Origin of the sequence: Moorena producens 3L (assembly GCF_000211815.1) — a bacterium.
In the GTDB taxonomy this organism is placed as follows: domain Bacteria; phylum Cyanobacteriota; class Cyanobacteriia; order Cyanobacteriales; family Coleofasciculaceae; genus Moorena; species Moorena producens.
Genome location: NZ_GL890971.1, coordinates 218,646 through 239,808, shown reverse-complemented (window position 1 = coordinate 239,808; position 21,163 = coordinate 218,646). Strand labels below are relative to the sequence as shown.

General features: G+C 45.6%; 17 protein-coding genes and 1 pseudogene. 10 read left to right on the top strand and 8 right to left on the bottom strand.

Going from position 1 to position 21,163, the window contains the following annotated elements:
• The first annotated feature begins 119 nt into the window (after positions 1-119).
• The 4 genes from LYNGBM3L_RS31350 (at position 120) to LYNGBM3L_RS31335 (ending at position 12,110) form a co-directional block, all read left to right on the top strand.
• Positions 120-1,808: an efflux RND transporter periplasmic adaptor subunit gene (locus tag LYNGBM3L_RS31350; RefSeq protein ID WP_008190903.1), complete on the top strand. Its 1,689-nt coding sequence runs from the start codon at positions 120-122 to the stop codon at positions 1,806-1,808.
• 192 nt (positions 1,809-2,000) lie between these two features.
• Positions 2,001-2,126, top strand: coding sequence for a hypothetical protein (locus LYNGBM3L_RS49200; protein WP_267872126.1), 126 nt, complete (start codon positions 2,001-2,003; stop codon positions 2,124-2,126).
• Between the two features lie 37 nt (positions 2,127-2,163).
• A complete protein-coding gene (locus tag LYNGBM3L_RS48110; protein WP_071986978.1) occupies positions 2,164-5,628 on the top strand; it encodes an efflux RND transporter permease subunit in 3,465 nt (1,154 codons plus the stop codon).
• Between the two features lie 1,121 nt (positions 5,629-6,749).
• On the top strand, positions 6,750-12,110 hold the full coding sequence (locus LYNGBM3L_RS31335) for a CHAT domain-containing protein (protein WP_008190898.1): 5,361 nt from the start codon (positions 6,750-6,752) through the stop codon (positions 12,108-12,110).
• Between the two features lie 54 nt (positions 12,111-12,164).
• On the opposite strand, the gene LYNGBM3L_RS49195 is transcribed toward LYNGBM3L_RS31335, so the two are convergent.
• Positions 12,165-12,287, bottom strand: a complete 123-nt coding sequence (locus tag LYNGBM3L_RS49195; RefSeq protein WP_267872125.1) for a hypothetical protein — start codon at positions 12,285-12,287, stop codon at positions 12,165-12,167.
• Positions 12,288-12,491: 204 nt separating this feature from the next.
• Here LYNGBM3L_RS49195 and LYNGBM3L_RS44730 point away from each other — a divergent pair, with 204 nt between their 5' ends.
• Positions 12,492-12,644, top strand: a complete 153-nt coding sequence (locus tag LYNGBM3L_RS44730; protein ID WP_154659981.1) for a hypothetical protein — start codon at positions 12,492-12,494, stop codon at positions 12,642-12,644.
• On the opposite strand, the gene LYNGBM3L_RS31330 is transcribed toward LYNGBM3L_RS44730, so the two are convergent.
• The gene (locus LYNGBM3L_RS31330; RefSeq protein ID WP_008190896.1) at positions 12,641-13,204 is read right to left on the bottom strand and encodes a PEP-CTERM sorting domain-containing protein; all 564 of its coding nucleotides are present in this window, start codon (positions 13,202-13,204) and stop codon (positions 12,641-12,643) included. The genes LYNGBM3L_RS44730 and LYNGBM3L_RS31330 overlap by 4 nt on opposite strands.
• 382 nt (positions 13,205-13,586) lie before the next feature.
• Between LYNGBM3L_RS31330 and LYNGBM3L_RS31325 the strand changes: the two genes are divergently transcribed.
• Complete coding sequence (locus LYNGBM3L_RS31325) at positions 13,587-14,909, top strand: class I SAM-dependent methyltransferase (RefSeq protein ID WP_008190894.1); 1,323 nt, start codon at positions 13,587-13,589, stop codon at positions 14,907-14,909.
• A gap of 171 nt (positions 14,910-15,080) precedes the next feature.
• On the opposite strand, the gene LYNGBM3L_RS31320 is transcribed toward LYNGBM3L_RS31325, so the two are convergent.
• The 4 genes from LYNGBM3L_RS31320 to LYNGBM3L_RS31310 form a co-directional block, all read right to left on the bottom strand.
• Positions 15,081-15,545: a hypothetical protein gene (locus LYNGBM3L_RS31320; protein WP_044495560.1), complete on the bottom strand. Its 465-nt coding sequence runs from the start codon at positions 15,543-15,545 to the stop codon at positions 15,081-15,083.
• A gap of 318 nt (positions 15,546-15,863) precedes the next feature.
• Entirely contained in the window at positions 15,864-16,079 is a 216-nt protein-coding gene (locus LYNGBM3L_RS44725) for a hypothetical protein (RefSeq protein WP_008190891.1), read from the bottom strand.
• Between the two features lie 5 nt (positions 16,080-16,084).
• Entirely contained in the window at positions 16,085-16,219 is a 135-nt protein-coding gene (locus tag LYNGBM3L_RS49190; protein WP_267872124.1) for a hypothetical protein, read from the bottom strand.
• A gap of 47 nt (positions 16,220-16,266) precedes the next feature.
• Positions 16,267-16,533, bottom strand: a complete 267-nt coding sequence (locus LYNGBM3L_RS31310; protein WP_008190889.1) for a hypothetical protein — start codon at positions 16,531-16,533, stop codon at positions 16,267-16,269.
• Between the two features lie 36 nt (positions 16,534-16,569).
• Between LYNGBM3L_RS31310 and LYNGBM3L_RS44720 the strand changes: the two genes are divergently transcribed.
• Complete coding sequence (locus LYNGBM3L_RS44720) at positions 16,570-16,737, top strand: hypothetical protein (RefSeq protein ID WP_154659980.1); 168 nt, start codon at positions 16,570-16,572, stop codon at positions 16,735-16,737.
• Here the strand turns inward: LYNGBM3L_RS44720 and LYNGBM3L_RS31305 are convergent.
• Positions 16,708-17,514, bottom strand: a complete 807-nt coding sequence (locus LYNGBM3L_RS31305; RefSeq protein WP_008190887.1) for a Uma2 family endonuclease — start codon at positions 17,512-17,514, stop codon at positions 16,708-16,710. The genes LYNGBM3L_RS44720 and LYNGBM3L_RS31305 overlap by 30 nt on opposite strands.
• 255 nt (positions 17,515-17,769) lie before the next feature.
• Here LYNGBM3L_RS31305 and LYNGBM3L_RS31300 point away from each other — a divergent pair, with 255 nt between their 5' ends.
• Positions 17,770-19,089 carry an RNA-guided endonuclease InsQ/TnpB family protein gene (locus LYNGBM3L_RS31300; protein ID WP_131827092.1) on the top strand — a complete coding sequence of 440 codons (1,320 nt, stop codon included), beginning with the start codon at positions 17,770-17,772 and terminating at the stop codon, positions 19,087-19,089.
• Positions 19,090-19,137: 48 nt separating this feature from the next.
• On the opposite strand, the gene LYNGBM3L_RS49185 is transcribed toward LYNGBM3L_RS31300, so the two are convergent.
• Entirely contained in the window at positions 19,138-19,266 is a 129-nt protein-coding gene (locus tag LYNGBM3L_RS49185; RefSeq protein WP_267872123.1) for a hypothetical protein, read from the bottom strand.
• Positions 19,267-19,479: 213 nt separating this feature from the next.
• Here LYNGBM3L_RS49185 and LYNGBM3L_RS31295 point away from each other — a divergent pair.
• A pseudogene (locus LYNGBM3L_RS31295) lies at positions 19,480-20,754 on the top strand (RNA-guided endonuclease InsQ/TnpB family protein).
• 35 nt (positions 20,755-20,789) lie between these two features.
• The gene (locus LYNGBM3L_RS42275) at positions 20,790-20,999 is read left to right on the top strand and encodes a hypothetical protein (RefSeq protein WP_131827091.1); all 210 of its coding nucleotides are present in this window, start codon (positions 20,790-20,792) and stop codon (positions 20,997-20,999) included.
• Positions 21,000-21,163 lie beyond the last annotated feature (164 nt).

Genomic DNA, 21,163 nt, shown 5'->3' with positions numbered 1-21,163 from the left:
CAGCTCAGGTCCTAATACTTTTTAAGTTAATAATTTTTAAGTTATATTAAGAAGTAACCCTAAAAAATCATCTTTCTTTAATAAAATTACCCAGCACTACCAGTAACAGGGGAATAACCATGACCCGAAACACTTTAGATGAACAGAGATCTCAGCTGAATGGCTCTGGCACTATCACTGAGCCAGATCACCAACAGAGATCTCAGCTGAATGGCTCTGGCACTATCACTGAGCCAGATCACCAACCATTACACCAAGCTAATCACCAACAGGAGGATTCAGCCTCATCATTACCCAGCTCCGGGACTAGTGAATCCCAAAACTCCTTGACATCAGGAGCAGGTAGTTTAGTGATTGCTATGGGTATGGGAATTATGCTGACTTTCGTAGGAATGCGATTGATCGGGACAGCTCCAAAGGTTCAAAAAACCGATTCCCCTGCTGAAACTGTTCAAACCCCTGCGGCTGTCCCCTCTGCTGAAACCCCTGCGGCTGTCCCCTCTGCTGTACCTGCTCAAACTGTTACGGTGGCAGACGTAAAAACCACCACAGTTAACCGTACCCTAGAAGCTATTGGTAGTGTTGCTGCTTTTGAGGAGATTAGGGTCAAGTCCCAAGCAACGGGTTTACAGATTAAACAGGTACTGGTTAGAGAAGGGGAATTTGTCAAGGCCGGACAAGTAATGGTCAGGCTAGATAATGCTGTGCTTCAGGCACAGTTAGCTCAAGCTCAGGCAGCAGTTGCCCAAGCTGAAGCCCGTTTAGCAGAACTCAAAGCAGGGACACGCTCAGAAGAAAAAGCCCAAGCTAGAGCTCGTCTAGACCAAGCCCAAGCTCGTCTAAGACAGGCCCAAGCCAGTATCCCTAGACAAATTGACCAAGCCAAAGCCCGAGTGGCATCGGCTGTTGCACAGTTGAGTCTAGCTAAACGTCGCTTCGAGAGCCAGGAAAAATTGATTGCCGAGGGAGCCATCTCCCAAGACCGCTATAATGAGGTGGAAAGTCAATATTTCAGTGCTCAAGCGAATTTATCTGAAGCCCAACAACGCCTTGAGCAAACACGAAACACCAACTCCCCAGAAATTGCTCAGTTAGAAGCCGCTGTCGTAGAAGCGCAACAGCAGCTCCAGCAAAGATTGGCTGGTTCCCGTCCAGAAGTAATTGCTCAAGCCCAAGCTCAACTGGCTAGAGAAAAGGCACAAGTCCAGTTAGTGATGGCGCAACTGAACGATACCCAAGTGGTGGCACCAGTCAGTGGCAAAGTAGCCACTAGAAATGCCCGTGTCGGTGATATTACCTCTTCGTCAGAAACACTCTTTACCATTATCGAAAAGGGGCGTTTGGAACTGTTATTAAGGGTACCCGAAACCCAACTGTCCCAAATTCAGATTGGACAACCAGTAGAAATATCTTCTAAAGGAGATAGCCGCCTGAAGCTTTCTGGAACAGTACGAGAAATTGACCCGATAGTTGATCAGCAGTCTCGTCAGGCTCTGGTAAAAGTAGATTTACCCAATTCCGGCACCTTGCGACCAGGGATGTTTTTACAAGGCTCCATCACCACCTCAGCCACTACCGGTCTAACTATACCATCGAAAGCAGTATTGCCCCAAGCCGACACTAGCGCTATCGTTTACCGACTCGAAGCAGATAACACCGTTAAAGCACAACCAGTGGTAATGGGAGAACTGCTCCCTAGTGGGCAAGTAGAAATCAAGAGTGGTTTATCCGCAAGCGATCGCATTGTAGTCAAAGGTGCTGCTTTCCTCAAAGACGGCGATCCCGTCCAAGTATTAGAAACTCCATAGAAGCGTTGAAAGTTAACCGGTTACAGCTTCCATGTTGATTAACGGTTGAAAGTTAACCGGTTACAGCTTCCATGTTGATTAACGGTTGAAAGTTAACCGGTTACAGCTTCCATGTTGATTAACGGTTGAAAGTTAGCCGGTTACGTTCGATGCAAATAACCTTGGCCAAAAGCCCACGCTACGGGCACAATCTTGGCCAAAAGCCCACGCGATCGCGTTCAACCAACTAACCTTCAACCAACTAACCTTCAACCAACTAACCTTCAACCAACTAACCTTCAACCAACTAACCTTCAACCAACTAACCTTGGCCAATAGGCCACGCGATCGCGTTCAACCTTCAACTATTTAAAAGATGTCCTTCCACGTCTCCTCTTGGTCAATTAAAAATCCGGTTGCTACTCTGGTCATGTTCCTGGTTTTAGGAATAGTCGGTCTATTCTCCTTTATGCAGTTGGGAATTGATCGGCTCCCTAATATTGATCTTCCAGCGGTGATGGTTACTGTTACCCAGCCAGGAGCAGGACCTGCAGAACTGGAATTCCAGGTCACGAAAAAAGTTGAAGATGCTGTTGCTAGCCTCGGAAATATTGACCAAATCAGCTCCACGGTTACTGATGGCAGCTCAAGAACCGTTATCAATTTTGTCCTGGGAACTGATAGCAATCAGGCAACGAATGATGTACGCAATGCCGTAGCTCAAATTCGCCAAAGTTTGCCCCTAGATATCAACGAACCTATTGTCAGACGGTTAGAATTTTCCGGGGGTTCAGTGATGACCTATGCGGTAGCTTCTAACAAACGCTCGGTGGAGGAGTTGAGTGATCTAGTTGACCGGAAAATTAGCCGTGATCTGGTTAATGTACCGGGAGTTGCCCAAATTGATCGACTCGGAGGAGTTGACCGGGAAATTCGAGTTGACCTTGACCCCGCTAGATTACAAGCTTTTGGTATCACTGCTACCCAAGTTAATGACCAAATTCGGACTTTTAATGTCAACTTACCCGGTGGTCGCGGTAACATCGGCGGCGCTGAACAGAATGTTCGGACTCTCGGAAGTGCTAAGACAGTCGAAGAGTTAAAAAACTACCGTATTGTACTCCCAGATGGCGCAAATGTTCCCCTTTCCAGTTTGGGAGAGGTGACCGACGGCTTTGGTGATCTTAGGAAAGCTGCCTATCTGAATGGGGATTCAGTGGTGGCCTTTTCTGTGCTGCGCAGCACTGGTAGCAGTTTAGTCTCGGTGGAAGAAGGGGTTCGCAAGGCGGTTGTTCAACTAAAAACTACCCTGCCAGAGGATATTGAACTGCGCTTGATCTTCACCCGTGCTGATTCCATCCGTGAGTCCTACCAAGCAACCATTGATTCCCTAATTATCGGTTCAATACTGACTGTATTCACCGTGGGGATATTTCTGAGAAATTGGCGGGTAACTCTAATTACAGCAATAGCGCTACCTTTATCAATTATTCCCACCTTTCTGGTGATGAAAGCCCTAAACTATACCCTTAACAATATGACCCTACTGGGTTTAGGCCTAGCCGTGGGGAACTTGGTCGATGATGCCATTTGCATGATTGAAAATATCGACCAGCACTTGGATATGGGTAAGAAACCCATGAGAGCAGCGTGGGATGGGGCCCGGGAAATTGGTTTAGCTGTAGTAGCCACCACCGCAACTATTGTCGCGGTATTTATTCCTGTAGCCTTCATGGGGGGTATCCCTGGTCAATTCTTCCAACCCTTTGGAGTAACCGTTGCGGTATCTACTATGTTTTCCACCCTAGTAGCTACAACAATGACACCAATGCTGAGTGCTTATTTGCTCAAGCCAAAATCAAAAGGATTGAAGGTTGACCCGTTGAAGGTTGACAAGTTGAAGGTTGACAAGTTGAAGGTTGACCCGTTGAAGGTTGACCCGTTGTTCGCGAAGCGTGGCCAATTGGCCAAGGTTGACAAGTTGAAGGTTGACAAGTTGAAGGTTGACAAGTTGAAGGTTGAAAGTTGGCAAAATAACCTTCAACCCAATAACCTTCAACCCAATAACCTTCAACCCAATAACCTTCAACCCAATAACCTTCAACCCAATAACCTTCAACCCAATAACCTTCAACCCAATAACCTTCAACCCAATAACCTTCAACCCAATAACCTTCAACCCAATAACCTTCAACCCAATAACCTTCAGAGCCGACGTATACAACCTTATCGAGGTCTATTAACCTGGGCATTGAAGCACCGGATTACCACGATGTTGATAGCTGTAGCTTTTTTCATCGGTAGCTTGCAGCTTGTACAGTTTATTCCCAAGGGTTTGTTTAGTAATGAGGATACTGGAGTCAGTACGGTATTGATTGACCTGCCACCGGGGTCTGAGCTGAGTGAAACCATAGATGTGGTTCAAGAAACAAATCAGTTGTTGCAGTCAAACCCAGCTATAGAAAATGTTCTGGCCAGGGCTGGAAATGATGGTGTAAATTCTGGTATTGTATACGCCAAACTCTTACCCAAAGACCAACGGGAAATATCTCAGCAAGAATTTGAGCAGCAGATGCGTGAGGGTTTCCAGAAAATACCTGGCGCGAGGGTTAGTTTCCGTAGTCAAGGGGCTGGAGGCTCTAGCAAGGATTTATCAATTGTTCTCAAGAGTGAGAATGGTGAACTGCTTTCCCAAACCGCCCAAACTCTAGAACAACAGATGCGCCAAAGTCCTGGTTTAGTGGAAGTCACCTCTAGTGAAAGTCTAGTTAAACCAGAAATTGTGATTGTACCTAATCCTGCCCGTGCTGCAGATTTAGGAGTATCTGTTCAAGCGATCGCACGCACAGCCTCTTTAGCCTTAATTGGAGACCTTGAGTCAAATCTGGCTAAATTTGACTTACCTGACCGACAAATTCCGATTCGTGTCCAACTCGACCCAGAATCGAGGGATGACATCGAAACCCTCAAAAATCTGCGGGTTCCCAGTCGAAATGGAACCTTAGTCCCCATCGCTGCTGTAGCCGATATCCGTTTAGGGAGTGGACCGGCCCAGATTGACCGCTTTAATCGTGCTCGTCAGGTGTCTTTGGGAGCTAACTTGCAAGGGATTTCCCTAGGAGATGCGATCGCAAAAGTCCAATCCCTACCTGCTATGAATCCCCTACCCCCTGGAGTTTCCGAGGAACCCTCTGGGGATGCCAAGATTATGCAAGACATCTTCGGTGGCTTTTTAAGCGCTTTAGCGCTATCAGTGTTGTGCATTTATGCCATTCTGGTACTGTTGTATAACAGTTTTCTCTATCCCTTTGGAATTTTGGTGGCTTTACCCCTATCCATCGGTGGTGCCTTAATGGGACTGTTGATTGGCCAGAAGGAATTGGCACTTTTTGCCCTAATCGGAATAGTATTACTGATGGGATTGGTGACCAAAAATGCCATTCTCTTGGTAGACTTTGCCTTAGCCAATCAGAAAGAAGGGACATCCCAGTTTAAAGCAGTCATTCAAGCTGGAGTCAGTCGCTTGCGACCGATTTTGATGACCTCGGTCTCCACCATTGCTGGCATGATTCCCATTGCCTTGGAATGGGGAGCCGATGGTGAAGTTCGTAGTCCGATGGCTCTTGCCGTGATAGGAGGATTTACCACTTCTACTCTGCTAACCTTGGTGGTGGTGCCGGTATTATTTACCTATGTCGATAACTTAGTTCGTTGGGCAAGAAAGACCCTCTTTGGAAGTAAAACTCAAGATTACCAAGACGATGTAGTAGAGGTTGATGTAGAGCCTGAGCAGTATTTGAGCAATGGTACTTCTATTGCTGCCAGTAATGGTAAGTTCTAGTCTCTCGACTAATGTCTAGGTAATATCAGCTATCAGCCCTTGGCTGATAGCTGACGGCTGAATCCTTATGCCTAGGGTGAATAACAATTAACTATATAGCAACCGAAGTATAGTTTAGGACAGAGTATTTTGGTTGAAAGGGAGCAGGGACTAAGGCCGTAGGCCACGCGGGGCGCGTTCGGAGCAGGGAGCAGAAATATGTCTTAAGCTTTACTTCGACTGCTATACAAAGTTTATTGTTGGTATTTAATTATAATGATGCAGATGTCAATTACCTATTGATTGTATTAACCAAAACCCATCAATCCCTGCCCTGATAAGTTAGCCATAATATAGCGCTACGTGCAAGTCCGCAAGTCACAAGTCAGAAGTCAAAAGTTTACTACAAAAGGTTTTCAGCTTTTAGCAATGTCAAACACTTTAATGCGTAGTGCTATATCATGTCGGGATAATTACCCTTAATAAAAAACTCCCCCATCTCCCCATCTCCGCATCTCTCCCCACTTCCCAACCTCCCCACCCTCCCCTTGTTTTTTACAAATATGAGATGCACCCGGTTGGTGTAGTGATAGGGTGGATAGTATTCCCAGCAGTCTGATGATGGTAACATTTGAGGAAGGGGGGTGTTTGATCAACGGCGAAGACGGGAAGGACGCCAAGAAAGCAAGTAAACCCAAGAAAGCAAGTATAGCAGTCGCCAGGGCAGTTAGGACATGACAAAAGTCTCAAACCCTTTGTAAGCGATGCAGCGCGGTCTTGGGGGTTTCCCCCATGAGCGACTGCATCAAGAAGCGCAAGAGTTTGACTTCTGACAAATGACTTCTGACAAATGACTTCTGCTATAAACCAGGGAGGCGGATTTTTGTAACCAATTAATATTACAATTAATATGACAATTCAGCAATTAAATAAATTAGCAAGCAACTGAATAATTATGATGTGTGACTACATAGGTTGATCAATTCAAAATTATGCAGTTAAATTACCTAATATAAAGAAATTAAATAGCGATTAAGTTAGGTAAGGGATTAAGTTAGGTAAGGGATTAAGTAGCGATTAAGTAAGTTATGATTAGTTTAGGTGATTGGTGTAAGTTATTGGTGTAGTGGGAGCATCGACTCGTGAAAGCTGTTGGGTGGCATAGTAACTGGTTGTGGAAACTTTTTTCTCTAGTTGGAGAAATTTATTTAGGTATAGCCATACTGTATCCCGTCCATGTCGCTAAGGCTGAATCTATTATACCAGCCACAGATGGTACGGGCACTAGTATTACAATTTATGGCAATGAGTTGACGGTTGACGGGGGTACAGTTTCCGGAGATAGCGCCAATTTATTCCATAGTTTTCAAGAATTTGGTCTGACGGCAGAACAGACAGTTACGTTTCTGTCTAATCCCCGAATTCGTAATATTTTGGGTCGGGTGATTGGGGGTAAGCCGTCAATTGTTGACGGGTTAATTCGAATAGCTGGAGGTAACTCAAACTTATTTTTAATGAATCCAGCGGGATGGGTGTTTGGTGCTAATGCTCGTCTGAATATCCCAGGTGATTTAACCGTAACAACAGCGAATCGGATTGGGTTTGGTGAAGACAATTGGTTCACTAGCTTTGGGTCAAATGACTATCAAACTTTAATCGGTAATCCCAAGACTTTGGCCTTTGACTCGACTCAACCAGGGAGTATTATTAATGCTGGGAATCTGGAACTACTAGAGGGTAATAACTTAAGCTTAATCGGCGGTAGTGTGATCAGTACTGGAAACGTAAGTGCTGCCAACGGAACGGTTACTCTGGCTGCTGTAGATGGTGCTAATTTAGTTAGGATTAGCCAACCAGGACACCTATTAAATATCGAAATTGAATTACCAACGGATGCTGATGGGGAGCAGCTACCATTTACACCTCAGGATTTACCAACCTTGTTGACCGACGGAGTTGAAGGGTTACAGACACCGATTGTGGTGAAGCCAGATGGTAAAGTACAGCTCGCGGATTCTGGTTTACCGATTGAGATGGGTGATGTGGTGGCTCGGGAGGTAAACGCTCAGACTGCTACACTATCAGCTGCTAATAATCTCACCTTAGTCGAAAGCCAGCTCTCTACCACTGGGGATTTGAATCTGTTGGCTGGCAATACAGTGCGATCGCATGATAGTCTAGCGCGCCCCTTTATTGCTGAAGCCCTCGGCAATTTATCCATCCAGGGCAATCAAGCCATAGAGATTTCAACCCCCAATCATCAAGCTAGTGGTTTATTCTCTGGTGGCAACATGGTACTGCGTTCCGCTAATCCAGTACAAGGCAGTAGTCGCTATCAAACAGGCGCTAGTTTTCGGATTGAGCAGTTAGATGGTAGTCCAGGGAATTGGATTAGTCCTGATGATTCCATCATTCTAGCAAATGGTGATGTCAGTCTAGGCAACTATCAAGGCGCTTCCTTACATATTTTAGCAGGGGGTAGTGTTACCTTAGGCGAGATTGCGATTAATCCTACTGATCAGCCTAACCCTAAGATTAGTCCAACCCACTCCGATCCCATCCTTGCTAATCTAGCCAATGTCACTCTATCTGACCAAAGTAATTTGGTGATTGATGGTGCTAATCAGGCGACCTTAGATATTAGAGCTGGGATTGATTGGACACAACAAGGAGGAGTGCCAGGAAACAATTCAGGTAATCTTGATTTTAGTAATAATTTTAGCAGTAATGCCACCAGTGCCGATATCAAAGTTAGCGATATTACCGTAGCTCGGGATGGATTGGTCTCGATAACCAATCAGTATTCGCCTAATACTGCATTAACCACTGGTGCAATTCAAGTTGACACTATTAAGACCGGTGGTTTAAGTAATAGTAATCCTAATACTAATTCCCCACAAATCCTGATTGACTCTCGCAGCACTATCGAAGTCACTAAGAATAATCGCTTAGATACTGCTAATAATACTGGTAGGGGAGGGGATATTACCCTAAATGCTGATGGCAATAGTCAATTATCCACCACTCAACCTACTATTCAAATTCCTAGTATTGATTCCTTTGGTGGGTCAGGGGCCGGTGATGTCACCGTAACTAGCAGAGGTGGTGATATCCAAATCAATAGTGGGGGTAGCGGTATCAATGCTGGATCGGAATCAGAAAATGGGGGAGCGATCGCAATCACAGCTACCAACGGTAACATTACTATCAAAAATCCCATCAACAGCCCCAGCACTCTAGTCATTGATACCGATGGTCAAGTCAGTCTCGGCAATCCGGAGCAACCCTTACAAGCCAGTAAGATTAAAGATGTTTTGATTACCGCTGGTGGGATTGAAGTGATTTCCCAGCTGATGGCTGAAAGCATCACTATCCAACCAAAAGACCCTAATACTACTTTGGGCATAGGGAAAGATGCTGGTGGCACCTTCCAAATCACCACAGCGGATTTGTTCAATAATCTCGCTCTAGGCACTTCCGGTACCTTAACAATTGGAAATCCTGAATTTACCGGTGATGTAAGAATCCGCAACTTTGACCTGAGTCAGGCCAATCTCAATGTTATTGTCAGAGGCGGGGATATTCACTTTCTCAGCAGTGACACCAATCCTGCTGTCCAACTGGCTAATAATCAGACAGCTCAATTTATCTCTGCTGGTACCATCTTTGATAATCTGGGGACTGAAGTAACCATTGATGGGGAACAAGGGGCAGTTTTATTCGATGCTGAAAATGGATTTAGCTACGCCGATGCTAATGGTATAGATGTTCAAGCTAAGAATATTGCTGCCGTTACCCGCAATAGTGGCGATATTATCCTTAACCTTCAAGACCCCAATGCTGTGATCACCTCCGTGGCTGGTGTGAATGGGATTAGCGCTGCTAAAAATGGCAGCATTCGTCTCGGACAAGATATACCTGGTACTATCACCATTGATCAACCCATCCGTGCTCAGGGTTCAGGGAGTATCTCCATTGGGCAATTCAATACTACTCAAATCAATCTCAACAGCACTGTGACATCTGGGAGTGGTAACATTAGCTTCCTCAAACCCCTCAATCTTGATCCGACTAGCCCTAACACTAGTGCTAACATCACTAGCACTAGCGGTAACATTACCTTTAATGATACCGTTGACGGTAATCAAGACCTGAGCGTTAATGCTGGCACTGGCACCATTCAGTTTAATGATGCAGTGGGAGGCACCATTCCCCTAGGAGATATTACCCTAACTGCTGATGAAATTAACTTTAACGACATAGTTCAAGGGAATGCCACCATTACATTACAACCGTTCAGCGCTGATCAAGCGATCGCAATTGGTGGCAATCACAGGAGCCAGACTGGTATTATAGCTCTAACTGCCCAAGAAATCAACTTCCTGCAAGATGGCTTTACTGCTATCACTATCGGTAATCCTAACAGTAGCGCTAACATTACCATTGCTGAAACTGGGGTCACCTTCCAAGACCCAGTAACCATTCAAGCCCCAGCCGGATCAGGTGCCATCATCGCCAATGGCACAATTCAAGGCATAGACGATGCTTCGATTACTCTAGAGGCCAATCAAAGTATTGCAGTTGAGAACATTATCACCAATGGCTCCGATATCAACCTTACCGCTAGGAATGGAGAGGTATTCACAGAAAACCTCAACACCTCTGGTATTAGTGGTGGTAATCTTGTTATCGATGCTTCCACTACCATTAAGACTGGCTTAATTAATACTAGCGGTAGTCTTGGTGATGGCGGAAATGTGATTATCGACCCGATTGGAGATGTGGAAGTCAGGGCGATTAATGCTCAAGGGGGAGAAAACGGTAGTGGTGGTGATGTTGATATTACCGCTGGTCGATTTTTCCGAGCTACCGATACCTTTAGCGGACGCAATCAGACCACAGCTAGTATTTCCACTAGGGGCGGAGTGGCAGGAGGGTCAGTCATCATCCGACATAATGGCGCAGCTAGTTCCATACCCTTTACTGTCGGGGATGCCAGCATCAATGGTACCGCTGGAGCCATTACCACTGGCACACAGAATTCTATTTTGCCAACGCAACGGTTTCTGGAGTCCTATACTCAGGGTAATTTTCCCAGTCAGATTCAACTGATTACTGAGCTGATTACTCAGTCATCTCCTAATACTAGTAATACTGAAGTAACCAATAGTGAGCCAGATTTACCTGAGTTACCACAGGAAATCCTCCCACCATTGATGATAGAAGAAACTGAAGCATTGTCCAAAGAAATGCTAGTCTATCAACTAGAGGATTATTTTACCAGTCAAGTTACCAGTCAAGTCACCAGTCAAGCCACCGGTCAAGCCAACGGTCAAGGGGAGTCATCTGTTGCTGAGATTAAAACAGCCAAAGACATTCAAACAGAACTCAAGGAAATTGAACAAGTTACCGATGCTAGACCAGCACTGATCTATGTCTTTTTTCGGAATTCTGGAAATTTACCAGGACGAGACGTTGTCTTAAAAACCGAATTCCTCAACATCAATCCTAATGTAATTGTAGAGCCCAAGCCTAATGCTCCGTTAGAACTGGTATTGGTAACTAGCCAAGGCAAAATGATCTACAAACGGATTGCTAATACCAGCCGGGAGCAAGTGTTAGCCTTAGCTCAATCATTCCGGGATAGTGTAGCATCTCCTAGAGCAGGGGTTTTTCGACCACAAGACCTAGCCAAATCCCAACAACTCTATCAATTACTGATTAAACCCCTCCAGAAGACATTAGATGAACAAAACATCAATAACTTGGTGTTTGTGATGGATAAAAGCTTGCAGTCTCTCCCTTTAGCCGCCCTCCATGATGGCGAAAGCTTTATTGTGGAAAAATACAGTGTTGGTTTAGTGCCTAGTTTGAGCTTGACCGATACCAACTATACCGATGTCAGAAAAGCCCCAGTGCTGGCTATGGGCACGGAAAAATTTCACCAGCATCGAGACTTACCCTATGTTCCCAAACTAATCGAGCATTTAGTCAATACCTGGTCAGCTAAAGCCCTAGAAAACGAAAACTTCACTATCGCTAATCTCCAGGATGAAATTAATCAGAAATCTTTTAATATCCTTCATTTAGGAACCCATGGTAAATTTCGGTCTAATGCTAATGATTCCTACATTCAGTTCGGTAAAAAACGATTAGGATTAGGAAAATTTGAAACTTTGGGATTAGAGCAACCACCGGTCAACTTATTAGTCTTAAGTGCTTGTGATACAGCCCTTGGCAATCAACAGTATGAATTAGGATTTGCTGGATTTGCCTATCAATCCAAAGTGCAATCGGTTTTAGCTAGTTTGTTAGCAGTGCCTCAAAATGGAACGTTTAAACTCCTGAAATCTTTTTATGACCATTTAAAAGTAGTCCCTATAAAAGCAGAAGCCTTAAGGTTAGCCCAAGTAGAGATGCTTAAGGATAATACTAACACTAATAATAATTTATCCCATCCTTACTATTGGGCATGGTTTACTATTGTGGGGAATCCTTGGTAATTTTAATAGGGAGTAGGGAGTAGGGAGTAGGGAATCGGGAGTAGGAACCCACCCCTAACCCCTCCCAGGAGGGGTTAGGGAGTCGGGAGTCGGGAATCGGGAATCGGGAATCGGGAAATGGGCAGAATTCTCCCGGAAATTATTGTGTATTTGATTCCAAATAGTTAGAATTTTCACGGAAATCATTGTGTATTTTACTACATATTTTCCGGGGTTTCTACAATCATGAAAGTAGCTACTCGCTCCTTTGTAAAAAACCTACCCTTGTAAGGATGGGGAGATGGGGGAGATTTTGATTAAGGGTAATGATTCCGACATGATCTCACAGGAGGGGAGAGTGGGGAGGATAAATGCGATCGCTTTTAGCGGAAGCTGAGGCCTTTGGCCACGCTACGCGAACGCTTCATCGCGCAGCGGCTCCAAAGGAGCATCGCTTCTTCAACTATTCTCGACTCCCGATTCCCGTTCCCCTCCTGGGAGGGGTTAGGGGTGGGTTCCTACTCCCTACTCCCTACTCCCCTAGCCCAGACCTAAAGCTTCTTCTTGAGAGCTGAGGTAGCAGTTAATGCACCAACAGCTAATATACCGAATACAGTGGTTGGTTCAGGAACGGTAGCCGGGGCTCCGTCATAAAACACTGTAATGTCAAAGGTCACATTTTGATCAGCTTCTCGAAAAGCAAGAACTGCCTCACCAGGAGCAACACTCCCTGAGGTTAGCAACAGTTTTTTCATATCCTTAGAAAAGATAAGTTCACTGAAAATATCAGAAATACTTTCCTTACTCCAGGCTGCATCTTCTTCGCCAGGAATTGTGTAGAGTATACTGGTTAAGGTCTTGTCGATGTTATTTCCAATTACCACTCTACGCCCGAGATCTGTGGTAATGGAATCCCCAGTTTTACAAAAAGGAAGACAAAGTTGGGCAGTAGGCTCCTCACCAACGGGGGGCTTAACAACTACATTTTTAACTAGGGTAACTGCCTGGGCCACACTAGGCATTACCACAGTCATCAATGCTGCTGATGCTGTAGCCATAGCTAATTTTTTAGCCATCCCTTTGGTGACAGCTAATGATGATGATAATTCAGCCATCTAAATCCCTGATTATTTTACCTAGGTCATACTACCCAACAATCTGGACATTCTTTATAAATCTTTGGTAAACTTATCATCAAGATTGTGAAAGGTTGTATTCAGGTTATAAGGTAAGCAGTTAGCAGTCAGCAGTCAGCGGTCAGCGGTCAGCAGTCAGCAGTCAGCTATCAGCCGTCAGCTTATTTTATTCAAAAGCACCTAAAGTAGTGTGGCCAATGGCTGTTCGCGTAGCGTGCGCGTAGCGCATAAGCTAAAAGCTGATAGCTGATAGCTGATAGCTGATAGCTGATAGCTGATAACTGAAAGCTGATAACTGATAGCTGATAACTGATAGCTGATAACTGATAGCTCCCTACTCCCTACTCCCTACTCCCTAATTATGGATACAAACGCCTCTGAATTACAAGAAAAAATTCGTCAACAATTTGATTTTGGCCCCTATCCCAGAATTCCCATCGACCGCTCCCCAAAAAAGCAGCTAAGCTTACTTTATTTCCATAATTTAGTTACCCCCTATTATTTAAGAAATCACCAAGTCATTAATCCAGACCAGAAAGTAATTTTAGATGCTGGCTGTGGCACGGGATACGGCTCATTAACCTTAGCAGAAGCGAATCCCGGAGCCAAAATTATTGGGATTGATATTTCGGAGCAGTCTCTGGATTTAGCCCGTAAACGATTAAGCCATTATGGGTTTGATGAGGCAGAATTTCATCAGCTCTCTATTTATGACTTACCTAGCGCTGGTTGGGAATTTGATTATATTAATTGCGACGAGCTACTGTATTTATTTCCTGATCCAGCTGTTGCCCTGAAAGCGATGAAAGCGGTTTTGAAGCCTCAGGGAATAATTCGCAGCAATCTACACAGTAAGCATCAACGTCACCTGTATTTTCGGGCACAAGAAGTCTTCCATGTGATGGGATTATTTGATGAAAATCCCGAAGATATGGAGATTGACATTGCTTTAAATACCATGAAAGCGTTAAAGAATAATGTTGAACTAAAAGCTAGAACATGGGATCCTAAATATGAGAGGGAAGACGGAAAAGAAACAGTTTTAATGAACTATCTTTTCCAAGGGGATAAAGGCTACACCATTCCTGATTTATTCGCTGGCTTAAGAGAGGCTAATCTAGAATTCATCAGTATGGTCCATTGGCGACAATGGGATTTAATGAGTCTATTTAAAGAACCAGACAATTTGCCAGTGTTTTTGGCCATGAGCTTGCCAGATATTTCTGTGGAAGACCGACTGCATTTGTTTGAGCTATTACATCCTGTTCATCGGCTCATAGATTTCTGGTGTGGACATCCCGAGCAAGGCCAATCCTTTACTCCAATTTCCGAGTGGACACTGTCCGATTGGCAGAAGGCTAAGGTACATCTCCATCCTCAGCTGAATATACCAGACGTGAAACAAAATATTCTCAAAGCCATTACTGAATTACAGCCTTTTGAAATTAGTAGGTATCTACCAGTGAGTGGAGTGGAGTCTCTGGTAGACAGTGCCGTTGCCTCTTGTTTATTACCTCTATTTGATTCCCCTCAGTCGATGCCATCTTTAGTAGAGCGATGGCAGAGATTGCGCCCAGTGGATCCCGTAACCCTGGAGCCGATAGCTGAGCAGAAGGCGTTTGATACGGTGAAAGAGGCATTGATGGGATTGGAGAATTATGGGTATATCTTGGTTGAAGGTTGAAGGTTGGCAGGTTGAAGGTTTGTAGGTTGGTAGGTTGAAGGTTGGCAGGTTGGCAGGTTGGCAGGTTGAAGGTTAAAGGTTAGTAGCCGTAGGGTGTGTTAGGGACCGGCTCTCCTGGATTTTTGGCCGATTGGCCAGGGTTGAGACAGCCGGTCCCGTAACGCACCAGGATCAGCCATCAGTGCGATCGCGAAGCAGCAGCTTGTAGGGTGGGCAAAAACACCAGGGTGCTCTGGAGTAGTTCATGATCACAGAATTTTGCCCACCATTACCGGTTGATGTCAGATATGCGTACCCATTAATGTTGTAGGGTGGGCAAAAACACCAGGGTGCTCTGGAGTAGTTCATGATCACAGAATTTTGCCCACCATTACCGGTTGATGTCAGATATGCGTACCCATTAATGTTGTAGGGTGGGCAAAAACACCAGGGTGCTTTGGAGTAGTTCATGATCACAGAATTTTGCCCACCATTACCGGTTGATGTCAGATATGCGTACCCATTAATGTTGTAGGGTGGGCAAAAACACCAGGGTGCTTTGGAGAAATCTAGATCATCGAAATTTTGCCCACCATTACCGGTTGATGTCAGGTTTGCGATCGCGTTTGGCCGTAGCCATCCTGATTCAAACCTCACTGATTAATCCCTTGCTGGTGGGCAGGCAGTAGCCTTAGGGTGCGTTAGGGACCGGCTCTCCTGGATTTTTGGCCGATTGGCTGCCCGCGCGAAAATATATTAGACTTCGCGGCAGTTGTCGGGAACAGGGAACAGCGGATCACCGGAACAGTGGACAAGAATTGACGCAAAGCGATGCAGAGGTGCGACCCGTGGCGAATTTAATTCGACGACTGTAAGCGCACCTAAGTGGTCTTGGGGAGGCAGCGCGGTCTTGGGGGTTCCCCCCATGAGCGACTGCCGTGGTTTCCACCACTCGCTATTGCATCAAGAACACTATTAGAAAAATACTTTTGCAAGAGGTCTATTGTAACGGGCAAGATGCCCATTCCACCAAGATGCCCATTCCACCAAGATGCCCATTCCACCAAGATGCCCATTCCACCAAGATGCCCATTCCACAGTTAGTTGGTAGCCGTAGGGTGCGTTAGGGACCGGCTCTCCTGGATTTTTGGCCGATTGGCCAGGGTTGAGACAGCCGGTCCCGTAACGCACCAGGATCAGCCATCAGTTTCTTTGAAGTTTGTGATCGCATTGAGATCATCTTGGTGGTGCGTTACGGATGCGATGCTGCTGGCGAAACATTTATTAACACGCTGAAAGCCTTGATATTCAGTGTAATGGTCGAAAAACATTTTATAGTTTTGTAACGTAATCAACGGCAGAATAAGTGTTTTGGATGTTAACTTATATTTCGCCAGCAGCATCCGGATGCGATCGCATTAATTTCCAGATATGCGATCCCATTGAGATCATCTTCGTGGTGTGTTACCGGTGCGATCGCATTAATTTCCAGATATGCGATCCCATTGAGATCATCTTCGTGGTGTGTTACCGGTGCGATCGCATTAATTTCCAGATATGCGATCCCATTGAGATCATCTTGGTGGTTTGTTACCGGTGCGATCGCATTAATTTTGAGAAATGCGAACGCGCCCCGCGTGACCAAAGGTCAATCCCATCCAGCTCTCTGCACACTCCCCAGGTGGTGCGTTACGGGGCGGACTATCTCAACCCGGGCGTTGAGGCCACAAATAACGGCAAGCCCGCCCCTAACGCACCCTACGCCTCTCCCGATTCCCGATTCCCGATTCCCGATTCCCGACTCCCGATTCCCGATTCCCTACTCCAAAAGTGCCGCATCAATTCCTAGTTCCTGAAGTTGTTCCGGACTAAGAGCCTTCAATTGTGCCACCAACTGTTGCCGCTTTTGTTGCTCCTGCTGGACTTGAGCCTCAGCGTAGGTTGCCCGCTCCTGGCCAGTCAGTAGTAGATTTCCCTGTCGATCCCACCATCGCAACCAAGGTTGTTCAGCTAAACCGAGATACGTGCCTTGCCATACCCCTAGTTCTACATTCATGCGATTAATGGGATAGTGGTTGCGCTCGTTAGGACTCAGGCGCTCGTAGGTGCCATCTTCCCAGTGGTAAACTTCCAACTCCCCGGTATTGATCATAAAGATGCCGTAGTAGGGAATGCGGATAATTTTTTCGTATACCCAGAATTTCCCGGGTTTTTGAACAGTACCATCTACGGCTTGTAACGGTGTTCTATCCCGTTCTTCCGCACCGGTCCCCGATGCAAACTCTAGGGCAATCAGAGGTGTTATATATTCCCGCCACAACACATAAGAGCGTCTAATCTGGCCATCAAGTCGGGGGGGCACATCAGGCACATAAAACCAATCCGGGGCTTCTGCACCTTTTTCCGGGGGGTTAGTCTCTCGCCAGTAAATCCCACAATCTTGACCGATGGCATAGCGATTGTCCGGGTGAAGCTCCTGCAAAACTGGCTCGATGGAGTCAGTCAGAAGAATGCTTTGGGGATGTTCCTGAAAATTTTTCACAAAGGTTCCATCAGATTCCGGCAGTTGGGTATGGTCTGGAAACGGGCGCAGTTGTTCGTCGATGGTGGTGTTGGAGTGAACCATAGAGCTTGTAGGGTGTTGAGATGGGATGCCCCCTTAACAAGAGGGGAACCATCGCTCTTGTTTATCAAATGAGGGAGCTTGAGGGAGCTATAAAACCCCGTCCTCAAAAACGAGCGAGTCGTTCAGACGAGCAATGTTTTAGGGCGGGGATACATGGACTCCCTCAAGCCAATTGAGGGGTTCGATGCCCCGAAAATTGGCAAATACATTACATCTTTACACAGCATCATAGCTCATGTAAGCTAGAATGAATCCATGCTAACAATGACTTACGAATACAAGCTACAACCAACCCCCGAACAGACCGCCATCATCGAACAAACTTTAGATGTGTGCCGTTGTGTTTGGAACTTTGCGCTTAGACAGCGTAAAGATTGGTGTAACTCTCGTAAGTCGGCTATCAATGCTTGTTCGATTCATTCTGAATACATCATTTCTGCTGACGAACCATTTCCCAATTACCACAAACAAGCCAAGCAACTAACGGAGGCTAAGAAACAATATCCTCAGTTAAAGATGGTTCATTCTCAAGTTTTACAGCAAACTCTAAGAACATTAGATAGAGCTTGGGATGACATGAAAGCTAGAGGTTTCGGTTTTCCACGCTTTAAGAATAAGTATCGGATGCGTTCGTTTGTCTTTCCACAACTAGGTTTAGACCCGATTAGAAATGATGCAATCAAGTTTCCTAAGTTGGGATGGGTTCAATGGCGACAGTCAAGACCGATTCCCCATGGGTTTGAAGTACGCCAAGCAAGGATAGTCTCAAAAGCATCTGGTTACTTTGTGATGCTGTCACTACAGCTAAATGTTGATGTTCCTAATCCCATACCTCATGGTCATCCTAGAGGACTGGATTTAGGCTTTGATAAGTTTGTGGCTACCAGTGACGGTGAAGAGATTAAGCGACCATTGTTTCTCAAAACCTTACAAAGCCAGCTTAAATTGCTGCAACGTAGGCTAAAGAATAAGCAAAAAGGTTCAAATAATCGACACAAGTTAAACCAAAAAATAGCTAGGCTACATCAACGCATATCGGATACCAGAAAGGATTGGCACTTTAAACTAGCTCATCATCTTTGTGATGGTGCTGGCATGATATTTGTTGAGGATATCAACTTTGTTAGTTGGCAAAGAGGAATCCTCTCGAAACATAGTGCTGATGCTGGCTTTGGTCAGTTTGTAAATATCCTTGAGTGGGTGTGTTTTCTCAGAAATGTGTATTTTGCCAAAGTTAACAAGGATGGCACAAGTCAAACTTGTCCTAACTGTGGCGCACATACAGGGAAGAAAACTCTAGATGTTCGTTCCCACCACTGTAATGAGTGTGGATACAGAACTACAAGAGATGTAGCAGCTTCTCAGGTTCTTAGAAATCGTGGAATATCTGCGCTAGGGCATAGCGTACTAGAAAATGTCTGTGGACTCAGAGCGACAGGGAGTATCGGTCACGATGCTCTAGTTGGCGGGGAACGAAGCAGAAAACCAGCATCGCGAGGTTCTGGAATCCCCTTCCTCAAAGCAACGGAGCATAGCGAAGTTGCGCGCGGGAGGGGAGGATGTCAACATCTCTAGCTTCCCCCTTATTAAGGGGGACGGGAGGGGGATCCCCACAACTGAAGGTTACCAGGTTGACGGCTTAATTATAGCGCTATCTTTGATCAACCTGGTTTCTTTGAGATATGCGATCGCGTAGCGTGACCATTCGCGTAGCGTGGCCATTCGCGTAGCGTGACCAAAGGTCAATCCCATTAATTTTGCAATCCTAATTCAAACCTTACCGATTAATCCTTTGGTGGTGGGCAGTGTGTACTTTGACCGAAGACCCTGAGGGCGCAAGCCCCTGGATTCTATCCATGGGGTTAGCCCGAACAGGAATTTATTCCCTAACTGCCCGGGAACTTTCTCTTTAATGTTTCGACTATAATAGTAAGTAAATAAACAACCCAAGGAGGTGATGTTATAGTGTTGGTTATGGAGTTTAAAGCTGTCCTAAAAGAGCCTCAAAAGTTAGCAATTAATGAAGCTATCAGAACTGCTCGATTTGTCCGGAATAAAGTGCTTAGGTACTGGATAGATAATCGCGGGGCAGGGAAGAAAGAACTCTATCGCTACAACACTCAATTAAGGGAAGAGTTTAAGTTTGTCAAAGACCTCAACAGTCATGCTTGTCAAGCCTCTGTTGAGAACGTAGAACGTGCCATTAAACGGTTCTTTGATAATTGCAAAAAGAAAATCCCAGGCAAGAAGGGATACCCTAAGTTCAAGAAGCATTCTAGGTCTGTTGAGTATAAGCAATCTGGATGGAAATTATCTCTAGATAAAAAATCCATTAAATTCACAGACAAAAAAGAGACATCTCCAGAAACTCGGTTTTGACCCAGGCAGTGCAAGGGTTTGAGGTTAATTTTTGGAGATGTCTAAGGCATAGGGCTAGTCAAGCTCAAAGGAACCTGGGAATTGTGGCGTTTCGACCAGAAACTGATCAAGCGGGTTCGCATTGTACAAAGAGCTGATGGCTACTACATTCAATTCTGCGTAAAACTCGACAATTCAGAACAGCTAGAAGCTACTGGTTTTACTGTTGGATTGGATGTTGGACTAAAAGAGTTTTACACCGACTCTGATGGGTACTCAGAACCTAACCCTAGATTCTATCGCAAAGGCGAAAAGCGATTAAAGTTTTATCAGCGTAGAGTCTCCCGGAAAAAGAAAGGCTCAGCTAACCGAAACAAGGCTATTAATAGGCTGGGTAGAACACATCTTAAAATAAGTAGGCAGCGTGAAGAACATGTCAAGAGACTGGCGCGTTGCGTAATCCGGTCTAACGACCTGGTCGCCTACGAAGATTTAAGAGTTAAGAACCTGGTCAAAAACCATTGTCTTGCCAAGTCTATTAATGATGCAGGTTGGTATCAGTTCAGGGAGTGGCTAGAATATTTTGGACAAAAGTTTGGAAGAATAACTGTCGCAGTGAATCCTGCTTATACTAGCCAAAATTGTTCTAGTTGCGGTGAAGTGGTCAAGAAGTCATTGTCAACTCGAACCCATGTCTGTAAGTGTGGGTGTCAGTTAGATCGCGATCATAACGCCGCTAAAAACATCTTAACGAGAGCCTTGAGTACCGTGGGGCACACGGGAACTTTTCAGAACGCTCGGGGAGAATCGACCTCTACTCTTCTTGGTTCCGGCCTGGATGAGCAAGTTGGCTCGCTGAACCGAGAATCCCCCGGTTTCTAACCGTGGGGAGTGTCAATATGGCTTTGTGATCTGATTTGTCTGACACACTGCCCACCCTACATCTTCATGGTAACCTGGTTGATTTGAGATATGCGATCGCGCCCCGCGTGACCATTCGCGTTCGCCCAGCGTGGCCAAAGGCCACCCTTGGCCTTTTGGCCAAGGTCAATCCCATCCAGCTCTCTCCACCCAACCCTTCCGGTGCGTTACGGGGCGGACTATCTCAACACTGCCTACGAGGTTGAACATGATGGCAAGCCCGCCCCTAACACACCCTACATCTAATTCAAACCTGACCGATTCATCCCTTGCTGGTGGACAGTGCTCCCGATTCCCGATTCCCGATTCCCGATTCCCGATTCCCCACACCCCACACCCCACACCCCACACCCTACTCCCATTGGTGGTG

Coding starts and splice junctions, on each gene's coding strand:
- LYNGBM3L_RS31350 (WP_008190903.1), top strand. CDS start 120: ATGACCCGAAACACTTTAGATGAACAGAGATCTCAGCTGAATGGCTCT.
- LYNGBM3L_RS31325 (WP_008190894.1), top strand. CDS start 13,587: ATGGATACAAACGCCTCTGAATTACAAGAAAAAATTCGTCAACAATTT.
- LYNGBM3L_RS49190 (WP_267872124.1), bottom strand. CDS start 16,219: ATGTTTTTCGACCATTACACTGAATATCAAGGCTTTCAGCGTGTTAAT.
- LYNGBM3L_RS31300 (WP_131827092.1), top strand. CDS start 17,770: ATGCTAACAATGACTTACGAATACAAGCTACAACCAACCCCCGAACAG.
- LYNGBM3L_RS49185 (WP_267872123.1), bottom strand. CDS start 19,266: ATGGGATTGACCTTTGGTCACGCTACGCGAATGGCCACGCTACGCGAA.
- LYNGBM3L_RS31305 (WP_008190887.1), bottom strand. CDS start 17,514: ATGGTTCACTCCAACACCACCATCGACGAACAACTGCGCCCGTTTCCA.
- LYNGBM3L_RS48110 (WP_071986978.1), top strand. CDS start 2,164: ATGTCCTTCCACGTCTCCTCTTGGTCAATTAAAAATCCGGTTGCTACT.
- LYNGBM3L_RS31330 (WP_008190896.1), bottom strand. CDS start 13,204: ATGGCTGAATTATCATCATCATTAGCTGTCACCAAAGGGATGGCTAAA.